The sequence below is a fragment of the Streptomyces sp. BA2 genome (assembly GCF_009769735.1).
Taxonomy (GTDB): domain Bacteria; phylum Actinomycetota; class Actinomycetes; order Streptomycetales; family Streptomycetaceae; genus Streptomyces.
Map to the genome: position 1 here is coordinate 4,996,242 of NZ_WSRO01000002.1, position 25,953 is coordinate 5,022,194.

Genomic DNA, 25,953 nt, shown 5'->3' on the forward strand with positions numbered 1-25,953 from the left:
CGGGATGCCCCAAAGCGGCCTATTTGCCCCAGAGTTGGACGCCGACGTCGTCGGCGGTGAAGTGCTGGATGTCCTCGGTCCCCAGGCCTTCCCCGGTACCGCCGATCACCAGGAAGTGGCCCGGGTCCTTCGTCAGGTTCTGCGAGAAGACGACCACGTCCTGGCGGTGGTCGCCGTCGACGTCAAGGAGGTCGAGACGCTCCAGTTGGTGCGCCTTGACGCCGTCGGGCAGGCCCTCGTCCCCGCCGGTCAGGGTCTGGGCCCGCTCCGTGGTCGGCCCGTGGGGGCCGCCGCGCAGCAGGAGGATCTTGTCGGGGTCGATGATGTGGAAGCCGGGCCGCCCCGCCACCAGGTCCGGGCGGCGGTCACCGTCGACGTCGCCGACCATGGGGCCTTGGCCCCAGGTGGAGCCGCGGCCCTCCAGGACCTCGGCGGCCTTGCCGCTGCCGAGCCCGGCCCTGGAACCGTGGATGACGGTGAGCATGCTGCCGCTCCCGGCGGCGGCCTCGCCGGTGGCGACGAAATCGTCGATGCCGTCGCCGTCCACGTCGCCCGCGCCGCCGCCGCGCGGTCCGTCATAGGTGGACATGCTCGACTCGAGTTCGAGCCGCGGGCCTTCGTCGCGGACGAGTCCCTTGGCCCCGCCCCGGAAGTAGACGGCCTGCGACGGGGCCTCGGGCGGGTCGTCGTCCTGCTCGTAGTCGTCCCCGTGGTACTCGTTCGTCATCACCACGTCGGTGCGGCCGTCGCCGTCGAAGTCGCCGGTGGCGACGTCCTTGGGCGTGCCGTTGGGCTCGTCGACGCGCGCGGTGCGGGCCGGCAGCCGCTTCTTCCTGTCGAAGGGGCCGAACAGCGTCTGGTCGCCGTCGAAGAGATCTGTGGCACCGTCGCCGTCGAAGTCACCGGCGGCCTCCGGCGGGCGGCCGTCCACGTCGAAGCGCGTGACACCCGAGAGTCCCCGCGCGCCACCGAACATCACGAAGGTCCCGATGTCACCGGCGCCGCCGATGAGCGTGGAGACGAGGTCGGTGAACCCGTCGTTGTCGAGGTCGGTGCGCAGGATCCGGCCGAACGTCGCCTCCTCGTCGCCCGCCGGGACGCGCACGGACCACTCGGGCCGCAGGCCCTCGGGGGAGCCGTACACCACGGTCAGCGTGTAGCTGTTCCGCTCCCGGTTCTGGTCCGTCATGCGACCGGACTTCAGGACGGTCGCGTAGTCGTCGTACCCGTCGCCGTTGAAATCCTTGGGCGACGGATCCTTCGCGGCCTTGCCCGCGGGCGGGCGGCCGAACGGCCTGGTGTCACCGCCGAAGACACCGCATCCTGCGAGCGTCGCGGCCGTGCAGCACACGACCAGGCCCGTCGCCGTGCCGACGCGGGCGATGGAGGCCCAACTGTGCTTGTCCACCAGTGAGTTCACCCCGCGCCCCTAAGATTTCAGGTAGTTCGGCGTGAAGTACTGCACCTGGCCCGGATCCAGCCCCTCAGCCGTCCCCCGGAACGCGAGGAAGGCGGGCTTCTTCCTCTCCCACTTCCCGGCGAGGACGATCAGATCCTGGCGGCCGTCCCCGTTGAAGTCGAGCAGCTCGTCGGAGCCGAACTCGGTCCACCTGTAAGGCTTTCCCGTCGTGCTGGGCAGGCCATCGGTCAGCGGACTCACGGTTTGCGCGCCGTCCAGGTCCGGCCCTTCCGAGGTGCCCGGCAGGAGGGAGACCTCGCCGCCGTTCTCCTTCGGGTCGTTGTCGCCGAGGACAAGGTCGGGCATCTTGTCGCCCGTGACGTCGCCGACCTTTGGGTCGAAGCCCCAGCTCCACGCCTTCTGCTTCATCCGCTTGGCCGAACGCCCCTTGCCCAGGCCTGACTTGGAGCCGTAGATGATGGTGATCTCACCGGGGTCACTGCCCCCGCCCGCGTTGTTGTCGGAGGCCTCGCCCGAGCCGATCACGTCGTCGATGCCGTCGCCGTCCGCGTCGGCGACGGTGACGCCGCGCAGTCCTTCCACGGTGCTCATGGCGTCGTACAGGTCGGGTTTCACATCGGGCCCCGGCACCAGGCCGCCCTTGGCATCACCCCGGTAGTAGGCGAGCCACGTCAGATCGTCGGGGGCGAGATCGTCCTGCTCGGCGTCGAACCCGTACGGTAGGAGGATGTCGGTGCGTCCGTCGGCATCGACGTCACCCGTGTGCGCTTCCAGCGGAGTGGTGTAGCCGTGCTGGCTGAAGTCCATGGCCCAGGAGCGGGCCGGAGTACCTGCGCGGTTGAAGGGGCCGAACAGCACCTCGCCCCTTTCCCGTTCGGCGGGCAGCCTCGGGTCCCACTCCTCACCGCTCTCGTCGTCGATCGTGCCTTTCCCGCCGTCGAGGAGATCCACGGACCCGTCCCCGTCGAAGTCACCGGCTGCCAACGGACGGAATCCGTCGGGCACATCGAGGTCCTTGGGGGCGGAGAGCCCCCGCGCGCCACCGAACAGGGCGAAGGTCCTGGTGTCCGGGTACTTCCCGCGTGAGCCGATCAGGTCGGTGAAGCCGTCACCGTCGAGGTCGGCTCGGAGCGGTTCGCTGAAGAAGCCCTCGCCCTCGCCCTCGCCCTCGCCGTCGTCGCCCTCGCCGTCGTCGCCCTCGCCCTCGCCGTCACCGTCCGGAACCCGTACCGGCGACCCCGTGAGGAGACCCTTCGCGGAGCCGTAGACGACGGCGAGTTCGATGTCGGACCGGTCCGCGTCCGGGCCCTCGAAGTCGACCTCCGCCGCGTAGTCGTCGAACCCGTCCCCGTTGAAGTCCCCGGTGTCGGGGTCCTTCGAGGCCTTGCCGACGGCGGGCGAACTCTTGAGCGGAGGGCGGACCTCGCTACGGGCGCTGCCCTCGTCCGTGGCGCCTCCGCATCCGGCGAGCAGAGCCGTCGTACAGCAGAGGGCAAGACCCATACGCCGCAGCGCCCTCACGCACCGTCCCCCAGGGCCAAGAACTCCTGTGTGGAGAAGGTGAGCCGAGGCTTGCGCGCGACCAGGTCGCCCTTCACCCCCGGATACACCCCCACCGTGTCCTCGCCGTCTCCCCGGTACGTACGAAGGACCAGATCGGCCCGCTTGTCCCCGTCGAAGTCCGCGATGGCGAGGACCTGGGTCGTGCCCTTGGCCGAGGGGGCCACGATCGCGGTGGCGTTCGTGCCGAGGCCCGTGGCCCGTCCCCTGAACACCCGCACCTCACCGGCGCCGCCGCCACTCCCGCCGCCGCCCTCGCTCAGGACGAGCTCGCTCAGGCCGTCCCCGTCGAAGTCGCCCGCGTCCACGGCCACGTTCTTCGCCTCGAGCGTGGAGCGCAGGGTGCCGGGCACGTCGTAGCGCAGGGCGACTCCGTTCGGGCCCGCGATGGCCGCGTCCGTCGCCGCCCTGCCCTTGCCGAAGCGTCCGAACGCGGTGTCCGTGCCGGACGGGAAGAGCACCCCGGTCTCGGCGGGGCCCTTCGGGCCGCCCATGACGAGGGCCCCGGCCGCGGTGCCGGACGCGCCCGCGGCCTTGCGGACGAGGAGGTCGTCGTAGCCGTCGCGGTCGACGTCCGTGGCCTTGCCGGTGACGAGGTCGTTGCCGGGTGCGGCAAGCGGCTTGCCCGCGGCGCGCGGGGCGCCGGTCCGCTTGAAGGGACCGCGCAGGAAGGTCAGCCGGGCGCCGCTCGCGTGCAGGACGAGGTCGTGTCCGCCGTCCCCGTCGAAGTCCCCGCACACCGGCTGGTCGGACCAGTCGTTGCCGATGCGGGACTGCTTGGGCACCCGCACCTTCACGGCCTTGCCCGTCAGGCCCTGGGGTGAGCCGAAGAGGATCTGCAGCGGGACGGGCGGCTGGCCGATGCCGTCGTACGGCGGGTCGGTGGAGACCAGCAGATCGGTGAACCCGTCCTTGTCGAGGTCGCAGGAGGCCTCCGACTCGAAGGCCGCGGGCAACTCACCCTTCGTACGCGCCCCGTTGGTCTGCGCACTCAGCAACTGCCGCGCCCCGGGCCGCAGTCCGCTCTTCGACCCGTAGACGACACCGATGCCCGCGTCGTCGCCATGGCCGCTGTGCACGAGGTCGTCGAGTACGAGGTCGGGGGCGCCGTCACCGTTGAAGTCGTCCTCGACCTTGCTGCCCTTGCCGCGGGGGACGGGCTCCTGGGGAGTTCCCTTGCCCGCCATGCTGACGGGCCGGTGCCGTGCGTCGGGCCTGTCCGCCTCGTCGTTGCCGCCGCCGCATCCGGCGAGCAGCAGCGCACAGCTGACGACGGCCGCCGTGCCCACGGCACCGCCGCGTCTGACGCCACGTATGCCACGTGTCCCGGCACTCCGCATGCCCATCACCCACCCCGACCGCCCCGCCCGACAACAACCAGCACATGATGCCCCCCTCCCCCTCCACACGAAAGGCCGGTCCCGCCCTGAGGGCGGAACCGGCCTGAAGCCGTACGGCTTTCGCTACTTGACCGGCTCGGGCTCCGGCTCGTCCGCGGTCTCGGACTCACCTGCGGGGTCCACCGGCGTCTTCACGGAGTCGAGCAGCAACTGCGCGACGTCCACGACCTGGAGGGACTCCTGGGCCTTGCCGTCGTTCTTCTTGCCGTTGACGGAGTCGGTGAGCATCACCAGGCAGAACGGGCAGGCGGTCGACACGATGTCGGGGTTGAGGCTGAGCGCCTCGTCGACCCGCTCCGTGTTGATGCGCTTGCCGATCCGCTCCTCCATCCACATCCGCGCGCCACCGGCGCCGCAGCAGAAGCCGCGCTCCTTGTGGCGGTGCATCTCCTGCTGGCGCAGGCCGGGGACGGCGGACATGATCTCGCGCGGGGGCGTGTAGATCTTGTTGTGCCGGCCCAGGTAGCACGGGTCGTGGTAGGTGATGAGGCCCTCGACGGGCGTCACCGGGATCAGCTTGCCCTCGTCGATGAGGTGCTGGAGCAGCTGCGTGTGGTGGATGACCTCGTAGTCGCCGCCGAGCTGCGGGTACTCGTTGCCGAGCGTGTTGAGGCAGTGCGGGCAGGTCGCGACGATCTTCTTCGCGGTCTTCGGCTTGGCCGACTCGGGCGTGACCTTGCCGTCGTCGTCGAGCTCCTCGCCGAACGCCATGTTCAGCGCCATCACGTTCTCCTGGCCGAGCTGCTGGAACAGCGGCTCGTTGCCCAGGCGGCGAGCGGAGTCACCGGTGCACTTCTCGTCGCCGCCCATGATCGCGAACTTGACGCCCGCCATGTGGAGCAGCTCGGCGAAGGCCTTGGTGGTCTTCTTGGCCCGGTCTTCGAGGGCGCCCGCGCAACCGACCCAGTAGAGGTACTCGACCTCGGTCAGATCCTCGATGTCCTTGCCGACGACCGGCACCTCGAAGTCGAGCTCCTTGAGCCACTCAAGGCGCTGCTTCTTGGCGAGACCCCAGGGGTTGCCCTTCTTCTCCAGGTTCTTGAGCATCGTTCCGGCCTCGGAGGGGAACGCGCTCTCGATCATCACCTGGTAGCGGCGCATGTCGACGATGTGGTCGATGTGCTCGATGTCCACCGGGCACTGCTCGACGCAGGCGCCGCAGCTGGTGCAGGACCACAGGACGTCGGGGTCGATGACGCCGTTCTCCTCGGCGGTGCCGACGAGGGGGCGCTCGGCCTCGGCGAGAGCGGCGGCCGGAACGTCCTTGAGCTGCTCCTCCGTGGCCTTCTCGTTGCCCTCCATGTCCTTGCCGCCGCCCGCGAGGAGGTACGGGGCCTTGGCGTGCGCGTGGTCGCGCAGCGACATGATCAGGAGCTTCGGGGAGAGCGGCTTGCCGGTGTTCCAGGCGGGGCACTGCGACTGGCAGCGGCCGCACTCGGTGCACGTACTGAAGTCGAGGAGCCCCTTCCAGGAGAACTGCTCGACCTGGCTGACACCGAAGACGGCGTCCTCGGCCGGGTCCTCCCAGTCGATCGGCTTGCCGCCGGACGTCATGGGCTGGAGCTCGCCGAGCGTCGTGGAGCCGTCCGCGTCGCGCTTGAACCAGATGTTCGGGAAGGCGAGGAAGCGGTGCCAGGCGACGCCCATGTTCGTGTTGAGCGCGACGGTGATCATCCAGATGAAGGACGTCGCGATCTTCACCATGGCGAAGAAGTACGTGAGGTTCTGCAGCGTGGAGAGGTCCATGCCGCCGAACCACGAGACGAACGGGTACGAGATGAAGAACGACGCCTCGTAGCTGTCCACGTGGTGCTGGGCACCCTCAAGGGCGTGCAGCGTGAAGATGCAGATGCCGACGATGAGGATGACGGCCTCGACGAAGTACGCCTGGCCCTTCTTGGAGCCCGCGAACCGGGACTTGCGGCCCGGCTTGTCGGGGTTGCTCAGCTGCCGGATGACGATCAGCGTCAGGATGCCGAGCACCGTCATCGTGCCGATGAACTCGACGAAGATGTTGTACGGCGCCCACTCGCCGATGATCGGCAGCATCCAGTCGGCCTTGAAGAGCTGGCCGAAGGCGTTGACGATGGTCAGGAGCAGCGAGAAGAAGCCCACCGCCACGAACCAGTGCGCGACGCCGACGACGCCCCAGCGGTTCATGCGGGTGTGGCCGAGGAACTCCTTGGCCACGGTGACGGTGCGCTGCACGGGCTGATCGGTGCGGGTGCCTGCCGGGACGGACTGGCCGAGCCGCATGAACTGGTAGATCTGCACGATGGCACGGCCGAACAGCGCGACGCCGACCGCGATTAGGACCAGCGACACGATGATCGCGGCGAGTTGCATTTGGGGGCTCCTCGGGCCTGCGAGGCGAACTATTACTAAGCGGTAACTTATGCAGTCCGTCTGAGACTACCCACTTACTCAGCCGCACTGTAGCCAGCGAGGCGGTGATCTGCGTCGCTCAGGCAACCCTGCGTTGCGGCTTCGCTGGGCCGACATCTGTCTGCGGGCCGGTTGTGGCTGGTCGCGCAGTTCCCCGCGCCCCTGACGGGGCCTGGTTGCGCGTAAGGGCTGGATAAGAGTTGAGCCCCCTCGACTCAGTTCTGTTGACGCCAGCGCAGCCGTCATGCATTGTTGAGTCAGATCCACTCAAGAGTTACATCTGGAGGAACCGAAATGGCACGTGCGGTCGGCATCGACCTGGGCACGACTAACTCTGTCGTCAGCGTTCTTGAAGGCGGCGAGCCCACCGTCATCACCAACGCCGAGGGCGCCAGGACCACGCCGTCCGTCGTCGCCTTCGCGAAGAACGGCGAGGTGCTTGTCGGCGAGGTGGCCAAGCGCCAGGCGGTCACGAACGTCGACAGGACCATCCGCTCGGTCAAGCGCCACATGGGCACTGACTGGAAGGTGGACATCGACGACAAGGGGTTCAACCCCCAGCAGATCTCGGCGTTCATCCTGCAGAAGCTGAAGCGCGACGCGGAGTCGTACCTGGGCGAGAAGGTGGCCGACGCGGTCATCACCGTCCCGGCGTACTTCAACGACTCGGAGCGCCAGGCCACCAAGGAGGCCGGCGAGATCGCGGGCCTGAACGTCCTGCGCATCGTCAACGAGCCGACGGCCGCCGCTCTGGCGTACGGCCTCGACAAGGACGACCAGACGATCCTCGTCTTCGACCTCGGTGGCGGCACCTTCGACGTGTCCCTCCTGGAGATCGGCGACGGCGTCGTCGAGGTGAAGGCCACGAACGGCGACAACCACCTCGGTGGTGACGACTGGGACCAGCGCGTCGTCGACTACCTGGTCAAGCAGTTCAACAACGGCCACGGCGTGGACCTGGGCAAGGACAAGATGGCGCTCCAGCGCCTGCGCGAGGCGGCCGAGAAGGCCAAGATCGAGCTGTCCTCCTCCACGGAGACCACGATCAACCTGCCCTACATCACGGCGTCCGCCGAGGGCCCGCTGCACATGGACGAGAAGCTCACGCGCTCCCAGTTCCAGCAGCTCACGTCCGACCTTCTGGAGCGCTGCAAGACGCCGTTCCACAACGTCATCAAGGACGCGGGCATCCAGCTCTCCGAGATCGACCACGTCGTTCTCGTCGGTGGCTCGACCCGTATGCCCGCCGTCGCGGAGCTCGTCAAGGAGCTGACCGGCGGCCAGGACGCCAACAAGGGCGTGAACCCGGACGAGGTCGTCGCCATCGGCGCCGCGCTCCAGGCCGGTGTCCTCAAGGGCGAGGTCAAGGACGTTCTGCTCCTCGACGTGACCCCGCTGTCCCTCGGTATCGAGACCAAGGGAGGGATCATGACGAAGCTCATCGAGCGCAACACCACGATCCCGACCAAGCGCTCCGAGATCTTCACGACGGCCGAGGACAACCAGCCGTCCGTCCAGATCCAGGTCTACCAGGGCGAGCGCGAGATCGCGGCGTACAACAAGAAGCTCGGAATGTTCGAGCTCACGGGCCTGCCGCCGGCCCCGCGCGGTGTCCCGCAGATCGAGGTCGCCTTCGACATCGACGCCAACGGCATCATGCACGTGACGGCCAAGGACCTCGGCACCGGCAAGGAGCAGAAGATGACCGTCACCGGCGGCTCCTCGCTGCCGAAGGACGAGGTCGACCGCATGCGCCAGGAGGCCGAGCAGTACGCGGACGAGGACCACAAGCGCCGCGAGGCCGCCGAGTCCCGCAACCAGGGCGAGCAGCTCGTGTACCAGACGGAGAAGTTCCTCGCGGACAACGCGGAGAAGGTCCCCGGTGACGTGAAGACCGAGGTCGAGTCGGCCGTCGAAGAGCTGAAGGAGAAGCTCAAGGGCGACGACACGGCGGAGATCCGCACGGCCACCGAGAAGGTCGCGGCCGTCTCGCAGAAGCTCGGCCAGGCCATGTACGCGGACGCGCAGGCCGCCGGTGCCGAGGGCGCTGCCCCGGGTGCCGAGGGCGGCGAGGCTCCGAACATGTCCAAGGAAGACGACGTGGTCGACGCCGAGATCGTCGACGACGAGAAGCCGAACGACACGAAGGGCGGCGCCGCATGACCGAGGAGACTCCGGGCTTCGGTGACAGCACCGAGAAGCCCGACGTCCCCTCCGGCGCCACCCCTGATGACGCGGCGCCGCAGGCCGCCGAGCCCTCCACCGAGGAGGGCCCGGCGGCCCCGGCCGGGGACGCAAGCAATGCGAGTCAGCAGACTCAGTCGGCTCAATCGGCTCAGGACGTGGGCCTGATCGCCCAGCTGGACCAGGTGCGTACGGCGCTCGGCGAGCGCACGGCGGACCTCCAGCGGCTCCAGGCCGAGTATCAGAACTACCGCCGCCGTGTGGAGCGGGACAAGGTGACGGTCAAGGAGATCGCCGCGGCGAACCTCCTGTCCGAGCTTCTCCCGACCCTCGACGACGTCGGCCGCGCCCGTGAACACGGCGAGCTGGTCGGCGGCTTCAAGTCGGTCGCGGAGGCCCTTGAGACGGTCGTCGCCAAGATGGGCCTCCAGCAGTTCGGCAAGGAGGGCGAGCCCTTCGACCCGACGATCCACGAGGCCCTGATGCACTCGTACGCGCCCGACGTCACCGAGACGACGTGCGTCGCGATCCTGCAGCCGGGGTACCGCATCGGCGAGCGCACCATCCGCCCCGCGCGGGTGGCCGTGGCCGAGCCGCAGCCGGGCGCGCAGACGGTCAAGGGCGAGGCCGAGACCGCCACGTCCGCGGACTCCGCCGACGCGGCGGAGGACAAGGAGACCGGTGGCGGCCCGGACGAGGGCTGACATGACGGAGCTGTTGTGAAGCGAGAGGAGGGACGTCGGGGATGAGCACCAAGGACTTCATCGAGAAGGACTACTACAAGGTCCTCGGCGTCCCCAAGGACGCCACCGAAGCCGAGATCAAGAAGGCGTACCGGAAACTCGCACGCGAGAACCACCCGGACGCCAACAAGGGCAACGTCAAGGCGGAGGAGCGCTTCAAGGAGATCTCCGAGGCGAACGACATCCTCGGCGACCCCAAGAAGCGCAAGGAGTACGACGAAGCGCGTGCTCTCTTCGGCAACGGCGGCTTCAGGGCCGGTCCCGGAGGCGCGGGCGGCGGCGGTTCGTTCAACTTCGACCTGGGCGACCTCTTCGGAGGCGGCGCCCCGGGCGGTGGAGCGGGCGGCGCCGGCGGCGGCTTCGGGGGCGGTCTGGGTGACGTCTTCGGGGGCCTGTTCAACCGAGGCGGCGCGGGCGCGGGCGGCGCGGGCACGCGTACGCAGCCCCGGCGCGGCCAGGACATCGAGTCCGAGGTCACGCTGAGTTTCACGGAGGCGGTGGACGGGGCGACGGTCCCGCTCCGGATGTCCTCCCAGGCTCCCTGCAAGGCCTGTTCCGGCACCGGCGACAAGAACGGCACACCGCGCGTGTGCCCGACGTGCGTAGGTACGGGCCAGGTGACGCGGGGAGGAGGCGGCGGATTCTCTTTGACCGACCCCTGCGTGGACTGCAAGGGCCGCGGGCTCATCGCCCAGGACCCCTGCGAGGTCTGCAAGGGCTCGGGCAGGGCGAAGTCGTCCCGCACGATGCAGGTGCGGATCCCCGCGGGCGTATCGGACGGCCAGCGCATCCGCCTGCGAGGCAAGGGCGGCCCCGGTGAACGGGGCGGTCCGGCAGGCGACTTGTACGTGGTCGTGCACGTCGACACCCACCCGGTCTTCGGCCGTAAGGGCGACAACCTGACGGTGACGGTTCCGGTGACGTTCGCCGAGGCGGCACTGGGCGGCGAGGTGAAGGTCCCCACCCTGGGCGGCCCGCCGGTCACCCTGAAGCTGCCTCCGGGCACCCCCAACGGTCGTACGATGCGGGCGCGGGGCAAGGGCGCGGTCCGCAAGGACGGTTCGCGGGGCGATCTGCTGGTGACGGTGGAGGTATCGGTCCCGACCTCCCTCTCCGACCCGGCGAAGGAAGCCCTGGAGGCCTACCGCGAGGCGACTGCGGACGACGATCCGCGGGCAGAACTGTTCCAGGCCGCGAAGGGAGCATGAGATGGACGGCCGTCGTCGAAATCCGTACCAGTTGACCGACGAGACGCCGGTCTACGTCATCTCAGTGGCCGCCCAGCTTTCGGGCCTCCACCCGCAGACCCTGCGCCAGTACGACCGCCTCGGCCTGGTCTCCCCGGACCGCACGGCGGGCCGCGGCCGTCGCTATTCGGCCCGCGACATCGAACTGCTGCGCACGGTGCAGCAGTTGTCGCAGGAAGAGGGCATCAACCTCGCCGGCATCAAGCGCATCATCGAGCTGGAGAACCAGGTCGCCGCGCTGCAGGCGAGGGTGGCGGAACTGTCCTCGGCGGTGGAGGGCGCGGCTACGGCGATGCAGCAGCGCGAGGCGGCGGTGCACGCGTCGTACCGCCGCGACCTGGTGCCGTACCAGGACGTGCAGCAGGCGAGCGCGCTGGTGGTGTGGCGTCCGAAGAGGACGACGGAGCAGTAGCCCTCACTAATATGTGGGCGTAGGGGCCGGGAGGCAGGACCTCCCGGCCCCTTTCGTTTCTGCTGGGGAAAGCGGGGGTGGGTTCGCCATGGCCATGGTGGGACTTTTCTGGATCGCCGAGGGCGATGTGTACGTGGGCGCGAAGCCGTCGGGCCTCGCGGCGGGGGTACGCCTGACGCCGGAGGGCGTGGTGGCCCTGGGCGACAAGCAGTCGGCGTTCTACCCCTGGGACGAGGTGCGCGCCCTGACGGTCGAGGACGCCCCGGTGAAGTCCCTCAAGCGCCAGGTGGGCGTCCTGGTGGACATGGCCCTCACGGTGGGCCTGGGCGGCTCGGACGACGCCCCGGCGATGACGGTCCGTCTCGCGAGGCCGGAGTCCGAGGAAACGGAGCTGACGGCGTACGTAGCAGCGGCAACTGGCTACTCCCAGACGGAGCACGACCTCTCCCTCACGCTCCTGACCCACATGACGAAGGGCGAGGCAACGCTCCGCACGACGCTGGCGGCGATGGCGGAGTGGGGCCGGGCACGGGAGGGGGGCTCGCCCCGGGCGGCGGATCGGGAGAGGCTGCTGCGGGAGTGGGGTGGCGGGGACCCCGCCTAGCGCTCTCCGGAGAGGGCCTTCAGCAGCGCGGCGAGGGGCCCGGGGGCGGTGGTCAGGATGGTGTCCGGGGTGTCGCTTTCGCGCAGGCGGATGGTTCCGTCGGGGGCGGTGGCTATGTAGAGGCAGTTCGCCTGGTCCTCGCTGAATGTGGACTTCTGCCAGTCGAGTTGGGGCATGTCAGATCTCCTGTAGGCCATAGAGCAGGTGCTGGATCAGACTCAGGGAGTCACGTGAGTCGTGGGCGGACGCGGGCACTTTCGGGTCCAGGGGCGGCAGGGCTGTGGAGGAGAGGCGAGCGAACCGCGTCGTGTACTTGTCCACCGCCTCGCGCTCGTGCACGTAGAGAGAGGACGCCGGGGTCTCGACGAGGACGGTCTCCAGCGCAGCCCCGTGTGAGCCGACCAGCAGGAACGGGGTGCTGAAGGCGGAGAGCCCCTCTGCCGTGAACGGCAGTACCTGGATGGTGACATGGGGCAGTTCGGCCATGCGGATCAGGTGCAGCAACTGTTTGCGCATCACTGCTGTGCTGCCGAATCGAACGTGCAGCGCGGCCTCGTGGATGACCGCGTGCAGGGTCGGGGGCCGTTCTTGGGCGAGGATCTTCTGCCGTTCCATCCGGAACTGGACCGCACGCTCGAGTTCGCTCGTGGAGCGCTCGCTCTGGCTGGACCTGAAGATCGAGCGCGTGTACTCGGCGATCTGGAGAACACCGGGGATGAACAGTGACTCGTACGAATGCAGAGCATCGGCAGCTGCCTCCAGCTCTGCGAGGTCCAGCACGGGTTGATCGAGGACCTGCCGGTACGCGGTCCACCAGCCCTTGCCGCTTTCCTCGCCCATGGAGACCAGAGCTTCGACAAGAGGTTCCCGTGTGCATCCGTATGAGCGGCAAAGGGTCCGCAGCTTTTCCGAGGGAATGGCCGTGCGCCCAGCCTCGACGTGACCGAGGTGGGCCCGCCCCATTCCCTACTCTAAGTATCGCATCAGTCACTCACTGGAGCCTCTCAACTCCCCCTGCCCACAAGCCGAAAGGCACCCACCGCACCCCCCAGGCGCGCATGGGCAACGCCATCGCCCGGCAAGGGCCCCTCGCCCCCTCCCGACGGGAGCAACCGTCATGCCCGCAGACCGCCCCCGCATCGCTCACCGCCCCGCCCAACTCGCCTACGACTACACCCTGTTCTCCCCAGGCGATGCGACCTCCCCCAAGGTCTGCCGAGACTTCGTACGCACAGTCCTGCGCACTCTGAACCGGGAGGCGCTGGTCATGCCGGCGACCCTCTGCACCTCGGAACTCATCACGAACGTGCACCTGCACACCAAAGGCTCCGCGATGCTCCGCATCCTCCTGACCCTCACCCGCCTACGGGTAACCGTCTTCGACGAGAGCCCGGACCCACCGGTCGTGGCGCACCCCGCAGCAGGGGTGGCATCGGGTGACCGGGGGAAGTTTCCCCTGGTCGGCCCCATCAACGTACCTACCGTGATCGCGTTGCTTGTGCCGCGAGGACGCCAAGCCCACACTGGAAAGGAGGTGCGCCATCGTGACCGCTCTTGCAGCTGAGAGGCCCAAGACCATGCCTGACACCGAGACCGAGTCAGCCCCGTCCGCCGAGCTGGACGAGGTGCTGTGGCAGGCATGGAAGGCGATGGAACTCCCCGAGGGCTACCGCGCTGAAATCATTGAGGGAGCCATCGAGGTGTCGCCCACCGGTCGCTATTCGCATGCCGAGACCGCCAATCTGCTCCGGGACGAGCTGGTGGTATTCCTGAGCGGCGGTGACTTCGTCGCACGCAACGACGGGAACATCGTCCACGAGGGGCGAGTGTGGATTCCCGACCTGTACATCGTGCCGAGAGACAGGGAGCGGTACGTGACCGCCGACGGAGTCGGGGTCACCGCTGCAGCCGTGCGTCTTGTCGTCGAAGTGGTCTCTCCTGGAACACGCAACCAAGAGCGCGACAGGGTGAAGAAGCGCCGAGAGTACGCCCGCGCCGGGATCCCCGTCTACGTGCTCATCGACGACTACGACGGCGAAGGCACCGTCACCGTCCTGACCGAGCCGCAGCCGGAGAAGGCGGACTGGGTCGGCGTCCACCGGGTCCCGTACGGGACGCAAGTCGCGATCCCCAACGGGCCCGCCAAGGGGTTCACGATCGGCGAGGCGGTCACGGGGGCGCGGCGCGGGTGAGCGACGAGCGCCGTCGGCACCTCAAGAAGAAGGCCTTCCTTCGCCAGGGAGTCGCCGCGGTCGCCGTGACTCCGATGCTCAGAGCAATGGCGGCAACAGCCCAGCTGAAGAGATCAGTAGGCGGGTTGGCTGTCCAGTCCCACCAGTTGTTCGGGTACCAGACCAGAAAGAGGACCGAGGCCAGAGGGATGGCCCAGCCGAGCTGCTGTCCCAGCACGGCGGCGGACAGCAGGGCCAAGCCCAGCCAGATCAAGAGGGACCGGACGAAGACGGCCCCGGATTCCGGTCCGTCGGCGAGGGCCTCCGCGCCGAACGAGAAGGCGCAAACCGTCAACGTGAGCGCAGTGCAGTAAACAGCGCGCAGTCGGTGCATCGTGGATGCACCCATCGCGTCGTGTGCCGACATGGCTCCGTCGAGGGCGGCGGAGAGAAAGACAGCCGAACAACGCTGACAGAAGGGCTACAACTGCGGTGCCGGTGACGACGGTTGTAGTGTCGTGTGTTGGTAGAGGGTCCGCATCCGGGCTCCCCGCGTGAGCATCGACTGCTCGGGCAGGACGGCGGTCACCAGCCTGTCTGCAGGACGGGCACCACCGGGCTGGACCGTGAGGACTTCCCTTGAAGTCATCTCTACGGCCTGGCCAATGGCTTCGTTGATCCGCGGGATTCCTCTCAGCACGTTGATGGAGGAGGTGCGGGGGCGGGAGTGGTGCCTGTGCCGAGTGCCATGAGTGGCTCGAACGCCGCGGCCAGGCGGGCTCCGTGGTGGCGTTGCTCCGCGATGCTATTGGCGATGGCCCCGAGGAGCCTGGGCAGCGCGACAGCCGGGGCTCTCGGTCTCAGCCACTGCGAGCCCGCCTCTTCCGGGTACAGGAGGCCACAGTCAACCAGGCACGGTGCCGAGTCGGCGTCCTGGCTCGCGACGCGCTTCTCCCGAAGAGCCCGGACGTACAGCTCCCACCCTGCCTGGCACAACTCGTCGTGGGTGTGGGCGTGGGCGTGGGGGTTCGCTCTCATCTGGGGTGATCCTTGTCGAGGATGCCCGAATGAGCGATCAAGTAGCCGAGTTGAGCGCGGCTGCCGCTGCCAAGGGCGGCGGCGATCTTAGCGATGTGGGAACGGCAGGTGCGGACGTTCATGCCGAGGCGGCGGGCGATTGCTTCGTCGACGTGGCCTTCGATGAGGAGCTTGGCGATGGTGCGTTGGACGCCGGTGATGCCGTCGGTGGATGGGGCGTAGGGGACCTCGTCGAGCAGGGGAGTCGCTCGTATCCACTGCTGCTCGAAGACCTTGGCGAGGTACTCGACAAGGCCAGGGTGGCGGAGCTCCAGGGCGACTTGGCGATCGGCGCGGGCGGGTATGAGCGCGACGGTGCGATCGAAGATCATCATTCGGTCGATCACCTCCTCCAGCGTCCGGACCTCCACATTCCCCTGGGCCATGCGTGCCGCATAGGCAAGCGTTCCCTGACTGTGTCTGGCGGTGTGCTGGTAGAGGGTGCGCATCCTGATGCCGCGGTCGAGGACGGCCTGGCCGCGTTGCATCGCCACCGTGAGGGAGTTCTCGCTGCGGCCGCCCCCTGGCTGGACCGTGAGGATCTCGAAACGGCAGTCCGATGTCGCTCGTTCGATCGCCGCGTCGATGCGGGCGCCGCCCTCCAGCACGGTGATGGCGTGGGTCGTTGGCTCCACGCGGGCGGTTATGGCCATAAACGGCTCAAAAATGTCGGTTAGTTGAAGGGCGAGCCGTCGCCGTTCCTGGATTTCCCGCTCGATTGGGTTGAGGCGCTGCGCGAGTGCGGCGGACGGCGGGATGGGGCGCAGCCAATCCGCGTCGTCCGGGTCCGGGTGCAGCAGAGCGGACTCAAGCAGGCATGGCGTGGCCTCGACTTCGGTTCTTGCCAATCGGCCATTGCTCAGCGCGCTGGCGTACAGCCTCGAGCCCTCATCACAAAGTGGGGTTGAGGGGTGAGGATGTGTCGGTTTCGCGTCGTTTGTAAGCAAATCTCCACCCCCCAGGGTCCTGAACGTGCAGGAACATGATGCATCCACCCTGTGGCTTTGACGTGCTCAATTGAGACATCGTCTTGTGGAGCCGGGGGAGAGGAATCTACCAAGTGAGGACGAAGCCGACCATGTTTAAGAGCATGCTTCGCTCGGTGCTTGTCACCACCTTCTCCGCAGGGCTGGTTCTGGGCACGGTGAGCACACTTGATCTCTCCTGGAGCACGGCGCCTGGAGGCAAGGGTGCTGCGTCTGCCTTGCCCCCGGACCTTTCTTGGGGTACGGCGCCTGGAGGCGAGGGTGCTGCGATGGCCGCGCCGCCGGACCTTTCCTGGTCCGTGGCGCCGGCGGGAGCGAAGGCATGAGCACTCCCCCCGACGACCGCACCTTCCGCCGAGAAATGGCCACCGCCTACCGCTCCGGTTGGCATTTCATCGATCTCGCCACCGCGATACCCCACGCCGGCGACTCGTTGATGGTCACGCTCCTCGGTGAGCCAGTAGTCGTCACCCGTGACGACGAGGAGGAGATCCGGGCCTACCGGTGCCTCCGTAAGCCGCGAGGCGCCCCGCAGCCCGTGCGGTGTGCCATTCGGTACGGGATGGTCTTCGTCAATCTCGACCGGCGTGACCACCAGTTGGTCGGTGAGCCGGGGCAGTCGGGCCGGCAGCAGCAGGACCAGCAGAGTTCCACCACTACAAGAGCCATTACAGCCACCCCCCGCAGCGCCTGACGCGATCCCCCGTCGTTGTACATCGCGCAGGTGCTTCCCCCAGCAGCGGCGCCACCGTGGACCTGAACACGGTGGCGCCGCTGTGGTGTGTGACGGGGGCCCGCCATCCGCACGGGGCTACGCCTCGCCCAGCGTCCGCGTTCCCAGCGACCGCGTCCCCATCGCCCGCGTCAGCGTGATCTCTATCAGCACCCGGTCCGGGTTGGGCCTCGGCACCCTCCCGTACCGCTCCTCGTAGCGGCGCATCGCCTCCGCGATCTCGGCCTCCTCCGTACGCACCCTCGCGTACCCCTCCAGCGTCGCCCAGCGCCGCCCGTCGACCTGGCAGACCGCCACCCGCGCTCCGGGGCCCTCGGTGCCCGTCGCCGCGAGGATGTGGGTCACCTTTGCGCTCGACTTGTTCGCAAGGACGCGGGCCACGCCCGCCTCCGGGTCGTACGTGACGCCGACCGGCACCACGTGCGGTGTGCCGTCCGGGCGCGGGGTCGTCAGCGTGCACAGGTGCCGTTCGCGCCAGAAGCTCAGGTACGCGGGGGTGGGGTGGTGTGGATCCATGGCCATGGGTCTGAACCTAGCCGCCCCTCTCACCTGACCTGGCCGCCCCTCTCACTTGAGTGGAATAGACTCAACTTTATGTACGCTGTTTAAAGCAGGTGGGCCGGGCCACTCGAGCCGCCAGGCCATACGGATCGCAAGGAGGAGACGACTCACGTGGACGCCGAGCTGACCAACAGGAGCCGGGACGCGATCAACGCGGCCAGCAGCCTGGCCGTGAAGGACGGGCATCCCGACCTGACCCCCGCGCATCTGCTGCTCGCGCTGCTGGAGGGGCAGGACAACGAGAACATCACCGACCTGCTCGCCGCGGTCGACGCCGACCAGGCCGCCGCCCGCGCAGACGCCGAGCGGACACTGAGCGGCCTGCCCAGCGTCACCGGGTCGACGGTCGCGCCGCCGCAGCCCAACCGCGACCTGCTCGCGGTCATCGCCGACGCCTCGCAGCGCGCGAAGGAGCTGGGCGATGATTACCTCTCCACAGAGCATCTGCTGATCGGCGTCGCCGCCAAGGGCGGGCCCGCCGCAGAGGTCCTCAGCAAGCACGGGGCCACCGCCAAGAAACTGCTCGACGCGTTCGAGAAGGCAAGGGGAGGACGCCGGGTGACCACACCGGACCCGGAGGGTCAGTACAAGGCCCTGGAGAAGTTCGGGACTGACTTCACCGCCGCCGCCAGGGAGGGGAAGCTCGATCCCGTCATCGGGCGGGATCAGGAGATCCGGCGCGTCGTGCAGGTTCTGTCCCGGCGCACCAAGAACAACCCCGTCCTCATCGGCGAACCCGGCGTCGGCAAGACCGCCGTCGTCGAAGGGCTCGCCCAGCGCATCGTGAAGGGGGACGTCCCCGAGTCGCTGAAGAACAAGCGGCTCGTCTCCCTCGACCTGGGGGCCATGGTCGCCGGCGCGAAGTACCGCGGTGAGTTCGAGGAGCGGCTCAAGACCGTCCTCTCCGAGATCAAGGAGAGCGACGGGCAGATCGTCACCTTCATCGACGAGCTGCACACCGTCGTCGGCGCCGGGGCGGGGGGCGACTCCGCCATGGACGCGGGCAACATGCTCAAGCCCATGCTCGCCCGTGGCGAGCTGCGGATGGTCGGTGCCACCACCCTCGACGAGTACCGCGAGCGGATCGAGAAGGACCCGGCCCTGGAGCGCCGCTTCCAGCAGGTGCTCGTCGACGAGCCGAGCGTCGAGGACTCCATCGCCATCCTCCGTGGGCTCAAGGGGCGCTACGAGGCCCACCACAAGGTCCAGATCGCCGACAGCGCGCTCGTCGCCGCCGCCGCGCTCTCCGACCGGTACATCACCTCGCGCTTCCTGCCCGACAAGGCCATCGACCTCGTCGACGAGGCCGCCTCACGGCTGCGGATGGAGATCGACTCATCCCCGCTCGAGATCGACGAACTCCAGCGCGCCGTCGACCGGTTGAAGATGGAGGAGCTCGCCCTCAGCAAGGAGACCGACCCCGCGAGCAAGGAGCGCCTCGAAAGGCTGCGGCGCGACCTCGCCGACAAGGAGGAGGAGCTGCGCGGGCTCAACGCCCGCTGGGAGAAGGAGAAGCAGTCCCTCAACCGTGTCGGTGAGCTGAAGGAGAAGCTCGACGAGCTGCGCGGCCAGGCCGAACGCGCCCAGCGCGACGGCGACTTCGACACCGCGAGCAAGCTGCTCTACGGCGAGATCCCCGCCCTCGAACACGACCTGGAGGTCGCTTCGGAGGCCGAGGAGGAGGTCTCCAAGGACACCATGGTCAAGGAGGAGGTCGGGCCCGACGACATCGCCGACGTGGTCGGTGCCTGGACCGGCATCCCCGCCGGACGCCTCCTGGAGGGCGAGACGCAGAAGCTGCTCCGCATGGAGGACGAGCTCGGCAGGCGGCTCGTCGGCCAGACCGAGGCCGTACGGGCGGTGTCCGACGCCGTGCGCCGCACGCGCGCCGGGATCGCCGACCCCGACCGCCCCACCGGCTCCTTCCTCTTCCTCGGCCCGACCGGCGTCGGCAAGACCGAGCTGGCGAAGGCCCTCGCGGACTTCCTCTTCGACGACGAGCGCGCCATGGTCCGCATCGACATGAGCGAGTACGGCGAGAAGCACAGCGTGGCCAGGCTGGTCGGCGCCCCGCCCGGATACGTCGGCTACGAGGAGGGCGGCCAGCTCACCGAGGCCGTACGCAGGCGCCCGTACAGCGTGGTGCTCCTCGACGAGGTCGAGAAGGCGCACCCGGAAGTCTTCGACGTGCTGCTCCAGGTCCTCGACGACGGGCGCCTCACCGACGGGCAGGGGCGGACGGTGGACTTCCGCAACACCATCCTCGTCCTGACCTCCAACCTCGGCAGTCAGTACCTGGTCGAGCCGCTGACCTCCGAGGAGGAGAAGAAGCAGCAGGTCCTCGAAGTCGTACGGAGCTCTTTCAAGCCGGAGTTCCTGAACCGGCTCGACGACCTCGTCGTCTTCTCCGCGCTCGGCAAGGACGAGCTCGCGCACATCGCCCAGCTGCAGATCGACCGCCTCGCGAAGAGGCTCGCCGAGCGGCGGCTCACCCTCGAGGTCTCCCCGGACGCGCTCGCGTGGCTGGCGGACGAGGGCAACGACCCGGCGTACGGCGCACGGCCGCTGCGGCGTCTCATCCAGACGTCCATCGGCGACCGGCTCGCCAAGGAGATCCTCTCGGGCGAGGTGAAGGACGGGGACACGGTCCGCGTGGACACCTTCGAGGACGGCCTGATCGTCGGACCGGCGACGGCCGAGAGGGCATAACCCGGTCACATCGGGGGCGGGGGTTGCGGGCCCCCGCCCGACATGGGGCAGGATGGCGGAATCCGTACGAAGGGACTAAGCACGTGAGCATCGACCCGTCCTCGATTCCGAATTTCGGGGGACAGCCCGAACCGCAGCAGGGCGATGGACCGGCGGGCCCCGTTGTCCCCGACCAGGACCTGGTCAAGCAGCTCCTGGACCAGATGGAGCTCAAGCACGTCGTCGACGAAGAGGGTGACCTCGCGGCGCCGTGGGAGGAGTTCCGCACGTACTTCATGTTCCGTGGCGAGGGAGACCAGCAGGTCTTCTCGGTGCGGACGTTCTACGACCGCGCGCACGGCATCGAAGAGAAGCACCAGCTTCTCGAGGCGATCGACGACTGGAACCGCCGCACCCTGTGGCCGAAGGTCTACACGCACACCCACGACGACGGCACCGTCCGCCTCATCGGCGAGGCGCAGATGCTGATCGGCACGGGCGTCGCGCTCGAGCACTTCGTGTCGTCGACGGTCAGCTGGGTGCGGGCCGCGATCGAGTTCGACCGCTGGCTCGTCGAGCAGCTCGGCCTTGAGGCCGAGGTCGACGGCACCGAGGGTGAAGAGAAGCCCGGCGACGACCAGGCCTAGGCCTGGACCACGTCCGAGCGAGAGCCCGGCCGCGGCGCCCACCACCGGGGCGCCACGGCCGGGCTCTCGCGTTGTGGAGTCCGTGTCACAGCGACTTCAGCCGGGACACCGCCTCGGCAAGCACCTCGTCCTTCTTGCAGAACGCGAAGCGCACGAACGGCGCCCCGGCCTCCCGGTGGTCGTAGAAGACGGCGTTCGGGATGGCGACCACGCCGACGCGCTCGGGCAGCGCCCGGCAGAACGCGAAGCCGTCGGACTCTCCCAGGCGGCGGATATCGGTCGTGATGAAGTACGTGCCCTGCGGGCGGTAGACGTCGAAGCCAGCGGCGATCAGGCCCTCACTCAGCAGATCCCGCTTGGCGCGCATGCCTTCGGCGAAGGACGTGAAGTACGAGTCGGGCAGGGCCAGGGCCTCCGCGATCGCGTACTGGAACGGGCCCGACGACACGTAGGTGAGGAACTGCTTCGCCGAGCGGACCGCCGTCACCATCTCCGGCGACGACGTGATCCAGCCGACCTTCCAGCCGGTGTACGAGAACGTCTTGCCCGCCGAGCCGATCGTGACCGTGCGCTCGCGCATGCCGGGGAAGGAGGCGAGGGGGATGTGCGCCGTGCCCTCGCCGTCGTCGAAGACCAGGTGCTCGTACACCTCGTCCGTGACCACGAGGAGATCCCGCTCGACCGCGAGCTTCGCGATCTCGGTGAGCTCCGCGCGGGTCAGGACCGTGCCGGTGGGGTTGTGCGGTGTGTTGAGCAGCAGCAGCCGTGTGTGGGGCGTGATCGCGTCCCGCAGCTCGTCCAGATCGAGGCGGAAGCGCCCCTCGGCAGCGTCCGGGCGCAGCGTCACGGGGACCCGCTTGCCGCCTGCGAGGGCGATCGACGCCGCGTACGAGTCGTAGTACGGCTCCAGGGCGATCACCTCGTCGCCCGGCTCGACGAGGGCGAGCAGGGAGGCCGCGATGGCCTCGGTCGCGCCCGCCGTGACCAGGACCTCGCGGTCGGGGTCGTACGCGAGGCCGTACCGGCGCCGCTGGTGCTCGGCGACGGCCGCGCGGAGCTCGGGGATGCCGGGGCCGGGCGGGTACTGGTTGCCGCGGCCGTCGCGCAGGGCACGGACCGCGGCCTCGCGGATCTCCTCGGGACCGTCCGTGTCGGGGAAGCCCTGGCCGAGGTTGATGGCGCCGGTTTTCACGGCCAGCGCGGACATCTCGGCGAAAATCGTCGTACCGAACTCGGCGAGGCGGCGGTTGAGCAGCGGGCGCCCGCTCCCGGATGTGGAGGTCATGGCCGCCATCCTGCGCCGAACCTCTGGAGTTCCTCAACTCTGCTTTGGGTCGGCTTCCCCGGGGGCATTCCCCTTTCACACAAGAACAACAGGAAAGAACGCGGACCCACGGGGGGCCTGCTTCGGGGGAACGGAAAGGGGCGTGGAGATCATGACTGGGGTCTTCGTTTTTGTCGGTCTGGTCGTACTCGTCGTCGCACTCGCTGCCAAGGGGGGCCGTGGACGCGGCGGCCGCTCGCGCTCCGGTGCGGCCGGCGCGACGGGTTCCGGCGGCAGTTGGTGGGTCGGCGGAGGTGACAGCGGGGGCCACCACGGAGGTGGTTCCTGTGGTGGCGGTTCGTCCTGCGGCAGCAGCTCTTCGTGCGGCGGCGGTGGCGGTTGTGGCGGTGGCGGAGGCAGCTGACACGGGGCAGCTGGTCCGTCCATCTGTTGAAGTGCCCGGCAGGAGGCAACTCCTGCCGGGCACTTCGTCGTTGACTCATTGAACAGTTGAACTGTGCAGCCCCCGCGGGGGTGGAAACCCTCCGAAGTTGGGTAAAAGCGCAGTGGCAGTGCAGCAGTTCATGATTCCCTCTTAACCGTCAGCACCGCCCTCGGACGGACGACTTGGACATCAAGAACGTTCTCGTGGGCACGAGCCGGCATTCCGACCTCCCGGTCTCCGACCGGGTGCGCCGGCACCACCTCCATTGCGTGTTAGCGGAGCCGACCCATGCTCACGACCCTGAAGACTGTCTATACCGACACGTGCGCCGCGGACCTCGCCTGGACCCTTGGGCGCGAGCCGCTGCCCGCACTCGCCACACTCGAACTGGAGCTTGTCGACGCGAGAATGGAGCTGAGGCTCCTCGGCGCATCGCACCAGGTGCTTCTCGAAGAGGAGCAGGGCACCTGCTCCGAGACCGTCGCCTGCATCCCCGGCAGCAGTACGCCACTTCCGCTCGGCGTCTCCAAGCGCCTCGGCGAGTGGGAGTACGAATTCGCGGCGCGCGTCGAGACCCTCTCGCGCGGTCAGTTCGCGGGCCGCGCACAAGAGTTGCTCGCCCTGGTGGCCGAGCACCCGCATGGTCTGGCCGGGGTCTTCCCCGGCAGTCCGCACGCGTTCACGGCCATGCTGGCGCAGCGGCACGAAGGCGCGGTGCAGTGGCGCACCTGGCATGCCTACCCGCAGGACGGGCAACTCGTGGCGACCCGCACCCGGGTGGGTGTGCGAATGCCGGCCGTGCTCTGAGCGCTCTGACCAATGCGCCCCATATACACCTCGGACGCCTAGTTGCACCCTTGTGGGTGACTGGATGTGTGAGTTCGGTGACGTAGCGTTCCCAAGGTGATCGAGCCGTCAACACATTTACCGGTGACGCCCCGGACAGGACGGTTCCTCGTCCTGGTGGGCGTCTTCATCTGCGCGGCCTGCGGTCTGGTGTACGAACTCGAACTGGTCGCCCTCGCCTCGTACTTGATCGGTGACTCGGTCACGCAGGCGTCGGTGGTCCTCTCGGTGATGGTCTTCGCCATGGGCATCGGCTCCCTGCTCGCCAAGCACCTGCGGTGCCGTGCCGCGGTCGGGTTCGGCCTGGTCGAGGCGGCGCTCGCGCTGGTCGGCGGGCTGAGCGCGATGGCCTTGTACGCGGCGTTCGCCTGGACCGGCGACCGGGGCGAGGTCTGGGCGGGCGGCTCGCGCTATCTCCTCGTCGCCTTCTCGCTCGCCATCGGCCTGCTCATCGGCGCCGAAGTGCCGCTGCTCATGGCGCTCATCCAACGGATCAGACGACAGGACGCCAGCGGCGCCCTGTCGGACCTCTTCGCCGCGGACTACGTGGGCGCGCTGGTGGGCGGCCTCGCTTTCCCCTTCATCCTGCTCCCCCTGCTCGGCCAGCTGACGGGGGCGCTGATCACCGGCGCGGTCAACGCGCTCGCGGGCGGCGCGCTCGTGTTCGGCCTGTTCCGGCACGACTTGAGCGTGCGCGGCCGCTGGGCCCTGCTCGTCGCGAACGTCACCGTCCTCGGCCTGCTCGCCTCGGCCGCCGTCCTCGTCGGCGACTTCGAGGCGGCGGCACGCCGGGCGGTCTACGGCAAGGACGTGCGGGTCGCCGTGCAGACCGACGTCCAGGAAGTGGTCCTCACCGGCGGCAGGGACGATTCGCTCGACCTCTACCTCGACGGGCGCCTGCGGGTCAGCGGCCGTGACGGGCAGCGCTACCACCGGGGGCTCGTCGGCCCCGCGATGAACGGCAGGCACGCGCGCGTGCTGATCCTCGGCGGCGGCGACGGCCTCGCGGCGCGCGAGGTGCTGCGGCATCGGGGGGTGCGCCGGGTGGACATCGTCGAACTCGACCCGGGGGTGGTGCGGTTGGCGCGCAGCGACCCCGCGCTGAGCGAGCTGAACGGACAGGTCTACAGCGACCCCCGGGTGCGGGTGGAGCACGCCGACGCGTTCCACTGGCTGCGCTCGCCCCCTCGTACGTACGACGTGGTGATCTCCGATCTGCCCGACCCCGGCATCACCGCGAGCACCAAGTTCTACTCCCAGGAGTTCTACGGCCTCGCGGCGCTGGCACTGGCCGAGGGCGGACGCCTCGCCGTGCACGCGGGGCCGATGGCCGACAGGCCGCGCGTCTTCTGGACGGTGGAGGCGACGCTGCGGGCGGCGGGGCTCCTTACCGAGCCGTACCGCGTGGGCGGCAGGCTCTCCGGGTTCGCGGCGGGCCCCGACCGGACGGCGGACGGCGCGTCCGCGCCGCGTGACTGGGGCTTCGTCCTGGCGGCCAGGTCCCGGCCGGTCCTCGAACCGCCCGGGACGGCGGCGCTGCTGCCGGTGGGCCTGGCGTCCGCCGATCGGACGCGGATGCGGGGTCCGCGGGGTCTTCCCCCCTCCACGCTGGTGCATCCGCGGTACGCGAACTGACGAACTGACGTACATGGTGTCGGCCACGTGGGTAGGCTCGACTGCCATGGAGCATGAGGTGTTCGTTCCGGTTCCCGCCGACCGTCTTCAGCAGGTGCTGAGCGACCCCGAGCAGGTCGCCGGGGCGGTGCCCGGACTTCAGCGCGACGCCGACGAGTCCGCGTCGCCGCTCTCCGGCCGTCTCAAGGTGCGGGTCGGCGGTCACACCATCACGTATCGCGGCGCGGCGCGGGTCGCCCCACGCGGCGACGGGTCGTTCGCGATCGAGGGCGAGGGCGTGGAGGTGCGGGGCGGCGGCTCCGTGAAGCTCTCGCTGACGGTGCGGCTTGATCCTGCGTCTGCCGAGGACGGCGTTGCCGGCGATGCCGGGACCCGGGTGATCTTCTCCGGTACGGGTGCGGGGGAGGGGCGCGTCGCCGAAAGTTCTCCACAGGCTGTGGAGGGGGCGGTGCGGAGGCTCCTTGAGCGGTTCGCGGAGGGGTTGAGGCGGGGGGCCGAGCCTGAGCCTGAGCCTGAGCGTGCGGCGCCTGAACCGGTCGAACCGGTCGTGGTCGAGCCCGTCGAGGCGGCCACCGTCTTCGAGACGGAGGTGCCGCCGTCGTCGTTCGAGGAGGACGACGACGTGGATGAGGTCGTGGTGCCGCCTGCTGAGGCCGCCCATGCCCGGCGGACGATGATCGGCCGGAGCGCGGAGGAGGTCGACCACGCGCCGCCCCGGGGGCGGTACGCCCCCGCGCCCGCGGCGGAGTCCCTGTCCACCTCCGCCACGCTGCGGTGGGCCGCGCCTGCGGCCGCGGTGGTGCTGGCCTCGGCGATCGTGGTGGGGCGGGCGCTTCGGCGCAGGCGCTGAATCCTCCCCGACCCCGCCCCTTCCCGAAAACCCGCTCTGGCGCGGGAGCCTTGGTTGCCGTCATCACCGGCTCCGCCGAGAGCGTCCTCAAACGC

At 69.0% G+C, this 25,953-nt stretch carries 23 protein-coding genes; 13 read left to right on the forward strand and 10 right to left on the reverse strand.

Translation table 11 applies throughout. The features are described from left to right. Positions 1–19: 19 nt before the first annotated feature. From E5671_RS25250 to E5671_RS25265, 4 genes are all read right to left on the reverse strand, one after another. Positions 20–1,420, reverse strand: a complete 1,401-nt coding sequence (locus E5671_RS25250) for an FG-GAP-like repeat-containing protein (RefSeq protein WP_160506218.1) — start codon at positions 1,418–1,420, stop codon at positions 20–22. A 9-nt stretch (positions 1,421–1,429) separates the two neighbouring features. After that, on the reverse strand, positions 1,430–2,923 hold the full coding sequence (locus E5671_RS25255) for an FG-GAP repeat domain-containing protein (RefSeq protein WP_160506219.1): 1,494 nt from the start codon (positions 2,921–2,923) through the stop codon (positions 1,430–1,432). Between the two features lie 14 nt (positions 2,924–2,937). Continuing rightward, positions 2,938–4,269 carry an FG-GAP repeat domain-containing protein gene (locus E5671_RS25260; protein WP_336605839.1) on the reverse strand — a complete coding sequence of 444 codons (1,332 nt, stop codon included), beginning with the start codon at positions 4,267–4,269 and terminating at the stop codon, positions 2,938–2,940. A gap of 174 nt (positions 4,270–4,443) precedes the next feature. Continuing rightward, entirely contained in the window at positions 4,444–6,726 is a 2,283-nt protein-coding gene (locus E5671_RS25265) for a (Fe-S)-binding protein (RefSeq protein WP_160506221.1), read from the reverse strand. 333 nt (positions 6,727–7,059) lie between these two features. On the opposite strand from E5671_RS25265, the gene dnaK reads away from it, so the two are divergent. From dnaK to E5671_RS25290, 5 genes are all read left to right on the forward strand, one after another. After that, entirely contained in the window at positions 7,060–8,928 is a 1,869-nt protein-coding gene (gene dnaK, locus E5671_RS25270) for a molecular chaperone DnaK (RefSeq protein ID WP_160506222.1), read from the forward strand. After that, positions 8,925–9,653: a nucleotide exchange factor GrpE gene (gene grpE / locus E5671_RS25275; protein WP_160506223.1), complete on the forward strand. Its 729-nt coding sequence runs from the start codon at positions 8,925–8,927 to the stop codon at positions 9,651–9,653. The genes dnaK and grpE overlap by 4 nt, the downstream gene beginning before the upstream one ends. Positions 9,654–9,694: 41 nt before the next feature. After that, the gene (gene dnaJ, locus E5671_RS25280) at positions 9,695–10,900 is read left to right on the forward strand and encodes a molecular chaperone DnaJ (protein WP_160506224.1); all 1,206 of its coding nucleotides are present in this window, start codon (positions 9,695–9,697) and stop codon (positions 10,898–10,900) included. Between the two features lies 1 nt (position 10,901). After that, positions 10,902–11,351 carry a heat shock protein transcriptional repressor HspR gene (locus E5671_RS25285; RefSeq protein ID WP_160506225.1) on the forward strand — a complete coding sequence of 150 codons (450 nt, stop codon included), beginning with the start codon at positions 10,902–10,904 and terminating at the stop codon, positions 11,349–11,351. Between the two features lie 88 nt (positions 11,352–11,439). After that, the gene (locus E5671_RS25290) at positions 11,440–11,955 is read left to right on the forward strand and encodes a hypothetical protein (protein WP_160506226.1); all 516 of its coding nucleotides are present in this window, start codon (positions 11,440–11,442) and stop codon (positions 11,953–11,955) included. On the opposite strand, the gene E5671_RS25295 is transcribed toward E5671_RS25290, so the two are convergent. After that, complete coding sequence (locus tag E5671_RS25295; RefSeq protein WP_160506227.1) at positions 11,952–12,131, reverse strand: DUF397 domain-containing protein; 180 nt, start codon at positions 12,129–12,131, stop codon at positions 11,952–11,954. The two genes, E5671_RS25290 and E5671_RS25295, sit on opposite strands and share 4 nt — an antisense overlap. A 1-nt stretch (position 12,132) precedes the next feature. Further along, positions 12,133–12,795, reverse strand: a complete 663-nt coding sequence (locus tag E5671_RS25300) for a DUF5753 domain-containing protein (protein WP_160506228.1) — start codon at positions 12,793–12,795, stop codon at positions 12,133–12,135. A gap of 277 nt (positions 12,796–13,072) precedes the next feature. Between E5671_RS25300 and E5671_RS25305 the strand changes: the two genes are divergently transcribed. Both E5671_RS25305 and E5671_RS25310 read left to right on the forward strand, forming a co-directional pair. Continuing rightward, positions 13,073–13,519 carry an ATP-binding protein gene (locus tag E5671_RS25305; protein WP_237330237.1) on the forward strand — a complete coding sequence of 149 codons (447 nt, stop codon included), beginning with the start codon at positions 13,073–13,075 and terminating at the stop codon, positions 13,517–13,519. Beyond that, on the forward strand, positions 13,500–14,147 hold the full coding sequence (locus E5671_RS25310; RefSeq protein WP_336605840.1) for a Uma2 family endonuclease: 648 nt from the start codon (positions 13,500–13,502) through the stop codon (positions 14,145–14,147). The genes E5671_RS25305 and E5671_RS25310 overlap by 20 nt, the downstream gene beginning before the upstream one ends. Here E5671_RS25310 and E5671_RS25315 read toward each other — a convergent pair. Both E5671_RS25315 and E5671_RS25320 read right to left on the reverse strand, forming a co-directional pair. Then, positions 14,125–14,553, reverse strand: coding sequence for a hypothetical protein (locus tag E5671_RS25315; RefSeq protein ID WP_202121254.1), 429 nt, complete (start codon positions 14,551–14,553; stop codon positions 14,125–14,127). The two genes, E5671_RS25310 and E5671_RS25315, sit on opposite strands and share 23 nt — an antisense overlap. A 607-nt stretch (positions 14,554–15,160) precedes the next feature. Further along, positions 15,161–16,150, reverse strand: coding sequence for a helix-turn-helix transcriptional regulator (locus E5671_RS25320; protein WP_160506229.1), 990 nt, complete (start codon positions 16,148–16,150; stop codon positions 15,161–15,163). A gap of 361 nt (positions 16,151–16,511) precedes the next feature. Here E5671_RS25320 and E5671_RS25325 point away from each other — a divergent pair, with 361 nt between their 5' ends. Beyond that, positions 16,512–16,883 (forward strand): hypothetical protein, encoded by a 372-nt coding sequence (locus tag E5671_RS25325; protein ID WP_160506230.1) that lies wholly within the window; start codon positions 16,512–16,514, stop codon positions 16,881–16,883. Positions 16,884–17,000: 117 nt separating this feature from the next. Here the strand turns inward: E5671_RS25325 and E5671_RS25330 are convergent, their stop codons facing one another. After that, the gene (locus E5671_RS25330; protein WP_160506231.1) at positions 17,001–17,444 is read right to left on the reverse strand and encodes a pyridoxamine 5'-phosphate oxidase family protein; all 444 of its coding nucleotides are present in this window, start codon (positions 17,442–17,444) and stop codon (positions 17,001–17,003) included. A gap of 150 nt (positions 17,445–17,594) precedes the next feature. Here E5671_RS25330 and clpB point away from each other — a divergent pair, with 150 nt between their 5' ends. Both clpB and E5671_RS25340 read left to right on the forward strand, forming a co-directional pair. Continuing rightward, complete coding sequence (clpB, locus tag E5671_RS25335; RefSeq protein WP_160506232.1) at positions 17,595–20,192, forward strand: ATP-dependent chaperone ClpB; 2,598 nt, start codon at positions 17,595–17,597, stop codon at positions 20,190–20,192. A gap of 83 nt (positions 20,193–20,275) precedes the next feature. Continuing rightward, positions 20,276–20,818, forward strand: coding sequence for a YbjN domain-containing protein (locus E5671_RS25340; protein WP_160506233.1), 543 nt, complete (start codon positions 20,276–20,278; stop codon positions 20,816–20,818). An 85-nt stretch (positions 20,819–20,903) separates the two neighbouring features. On the opposite strand, the gene E5671_RS25345 is transcribed toward E5671_RS25340, so the two are convergent. Next, positions 20,904–22,112, reverse strand: a complete 1,209-nt coding sequence (locus tag E5671_RS25345) for a pyridoxal phosphate-dependent aminotransferase (RefSeq protein ID WP_443032688.1) — start codon at positions 22,110–22,112, stop codon at positions 20,904–20,906. A gap of 703 nt (positions 22,113–22,815) precedes the next feature. Here E5671_RS25345 and E5671_RS25355 point away from each other — a divergent pair. The 3 genes from E5671_RS25355 (at position 22,816) to E5671_RS25365 (ending at position 25,858) form a co-directional block, all read left to right on the forward strand. Next, on the forward strand, positions 22,816–23,334 hold the full coding sequence (locus E5671_RS25355) for a DUF2617 family protein (RefSeq protein ID WP_160506235.1): 519 nt from the start codon (positions 22,816–22,818) through the stop codon (positions 23,332–23,334). A 96-nt stretch (positions 23,335–23,430) separates the two neighbouring features. After that, positions 23,431–25,008 (forward strand): polyamine aminopropyltransferase, encoded by a 1,578-nt coding sequence (locus E5671_RS25360; RefSeq protein ID WP_160506236.1) that lies wholly within the window; start codon positions 23,431–23,433, stop codon positions 25,006–25,008. A gap of 46 nt (positions 25,009–25,054) precedes the next feature. Beyond that, positions 25,055–25,858 carry an SRPBCC domain-containing protein gene (locus E5671_RS25365; protein WP_160506237.1) on the forward strand — a complete coding sequence of 268 codons (804 nt, stop codon included), beginning with the start codon at positions 25,055–25,057 and terminating at the stop codon, positions 25,856–25,858. The last annotated feature ends 95 nt before the right edge of the window (positions 25,859–25,953 follow it).

Bases quoted from the DNA above. Each gene is read 5' to 3' on its own strand.
- E5671_RS25300 (WP_160506228.1), bottom strand. From the start codon at position 12,795: ATGGGCGAGGAAAGCGGCAAGGGCTGGTGGACCGCGTACCGGCAGGTC.
- E5671_RS25315 (WP_202121254.1), bottom strand. From the start codon at position 14,553: ATGTCGGCACACGACGCGATGGGTGCATCCACGATGCACCGACTGCGC.
- E5671_RS25365 (WP_160506237.1), top strand. From the start codon at position 25,055: ATGGAGCATGAGGTGTTCGTTCCGGTTCCCGCCGACCGTCTTCAGCAG.
- E5671_RS25330 (WP_160506231.1), bottom strand. From the start codon at position 17,444: ATGGCCATGGATCCACACCACCCCACCCCCGCGTACCTGAGCTTCTGG.
- E5671_RS25295 (WP_160506227.1), bottom strand. From the start codon at position 12,131: ATGCCCCAACTCGACTGGCAGAAGTCCACATTCAGCGAGGACCAGGCG.
- E5671_RS25325 (WP_160506230.1), top strand. From the start codon at position 16,512: ATGAGCACTCCCCCCGACGACCGCACCTTCCGCCGAGAAATGGCCACC.
- E5671_RS25265 (WP_160506221.1), bottom strand. From the start codon at position 6,726: ATGCAACTCGCCGCGATCATCGTGTCGCTGGTCCTAATCGCGGTCGGC.
- E5671_RS25355 (WP_160506235.1), top strand. From the start codon at position 22,816: ATGCTCACGACCCTGAAGACTGTCTATACCGACACGTGCGCCGCGGAC.
- E5671_RS25345 (WP_443032688.1), bottom strand. From the start codon at position 22,112: ATGGCGGCCATGACCTCCACATCCGGGAGCGGGCGCCCGCTGCTCAAC.
- dnaK (WP_160506222.1), top strand. From the start codon at position 7,060: ATGGCACGTGCGGTCGGCATCGACCTGGGCACGACTAACTCTGTCGTC.
- dnaJ (WP_160506224.1), top strand. From the start codon at position 9,695: ATGAGCACCAAGGACTTCATCGAGAAGGACTACTACAAGGTCCTCGGC.
- grpE (WP_160506223.1), top strand. From the start codon at position 8,925: ATGACCGAGGAGACTCCGGGCTTCGGTGACAGCACCGAGAAGCCCGAC.
- E5671_RS25255 (WP_160506219.1), bottom strand. From the start codon at position 2,923: ATGGGTCTTGCCCTCTGCTGTACGACGGCTCTGCTCGCCGGATGCGGA.
- E5671_RS25290 (WP_160506226.1), top strand. From the start codon at position 11,440: ATGGCCATGGTGGGACTTTTCTGGATCGCCGAGGGCGATGTGTACGTG.
- E5671_RS25285 (WP_160506225.1), top strand. From the start codon at position 10,902: ATGGACGGCCGTCGTCGAAATCCGTACCAGTTGACCGACGAGACGCCG.
- E5671_RS25305 (WP_237330237.1), top strand. From the start codon at position 13,073: ATGCCCGCAGACCGCCCCCGCATCGCTCACCGCCCCGCCCAACTCGCC.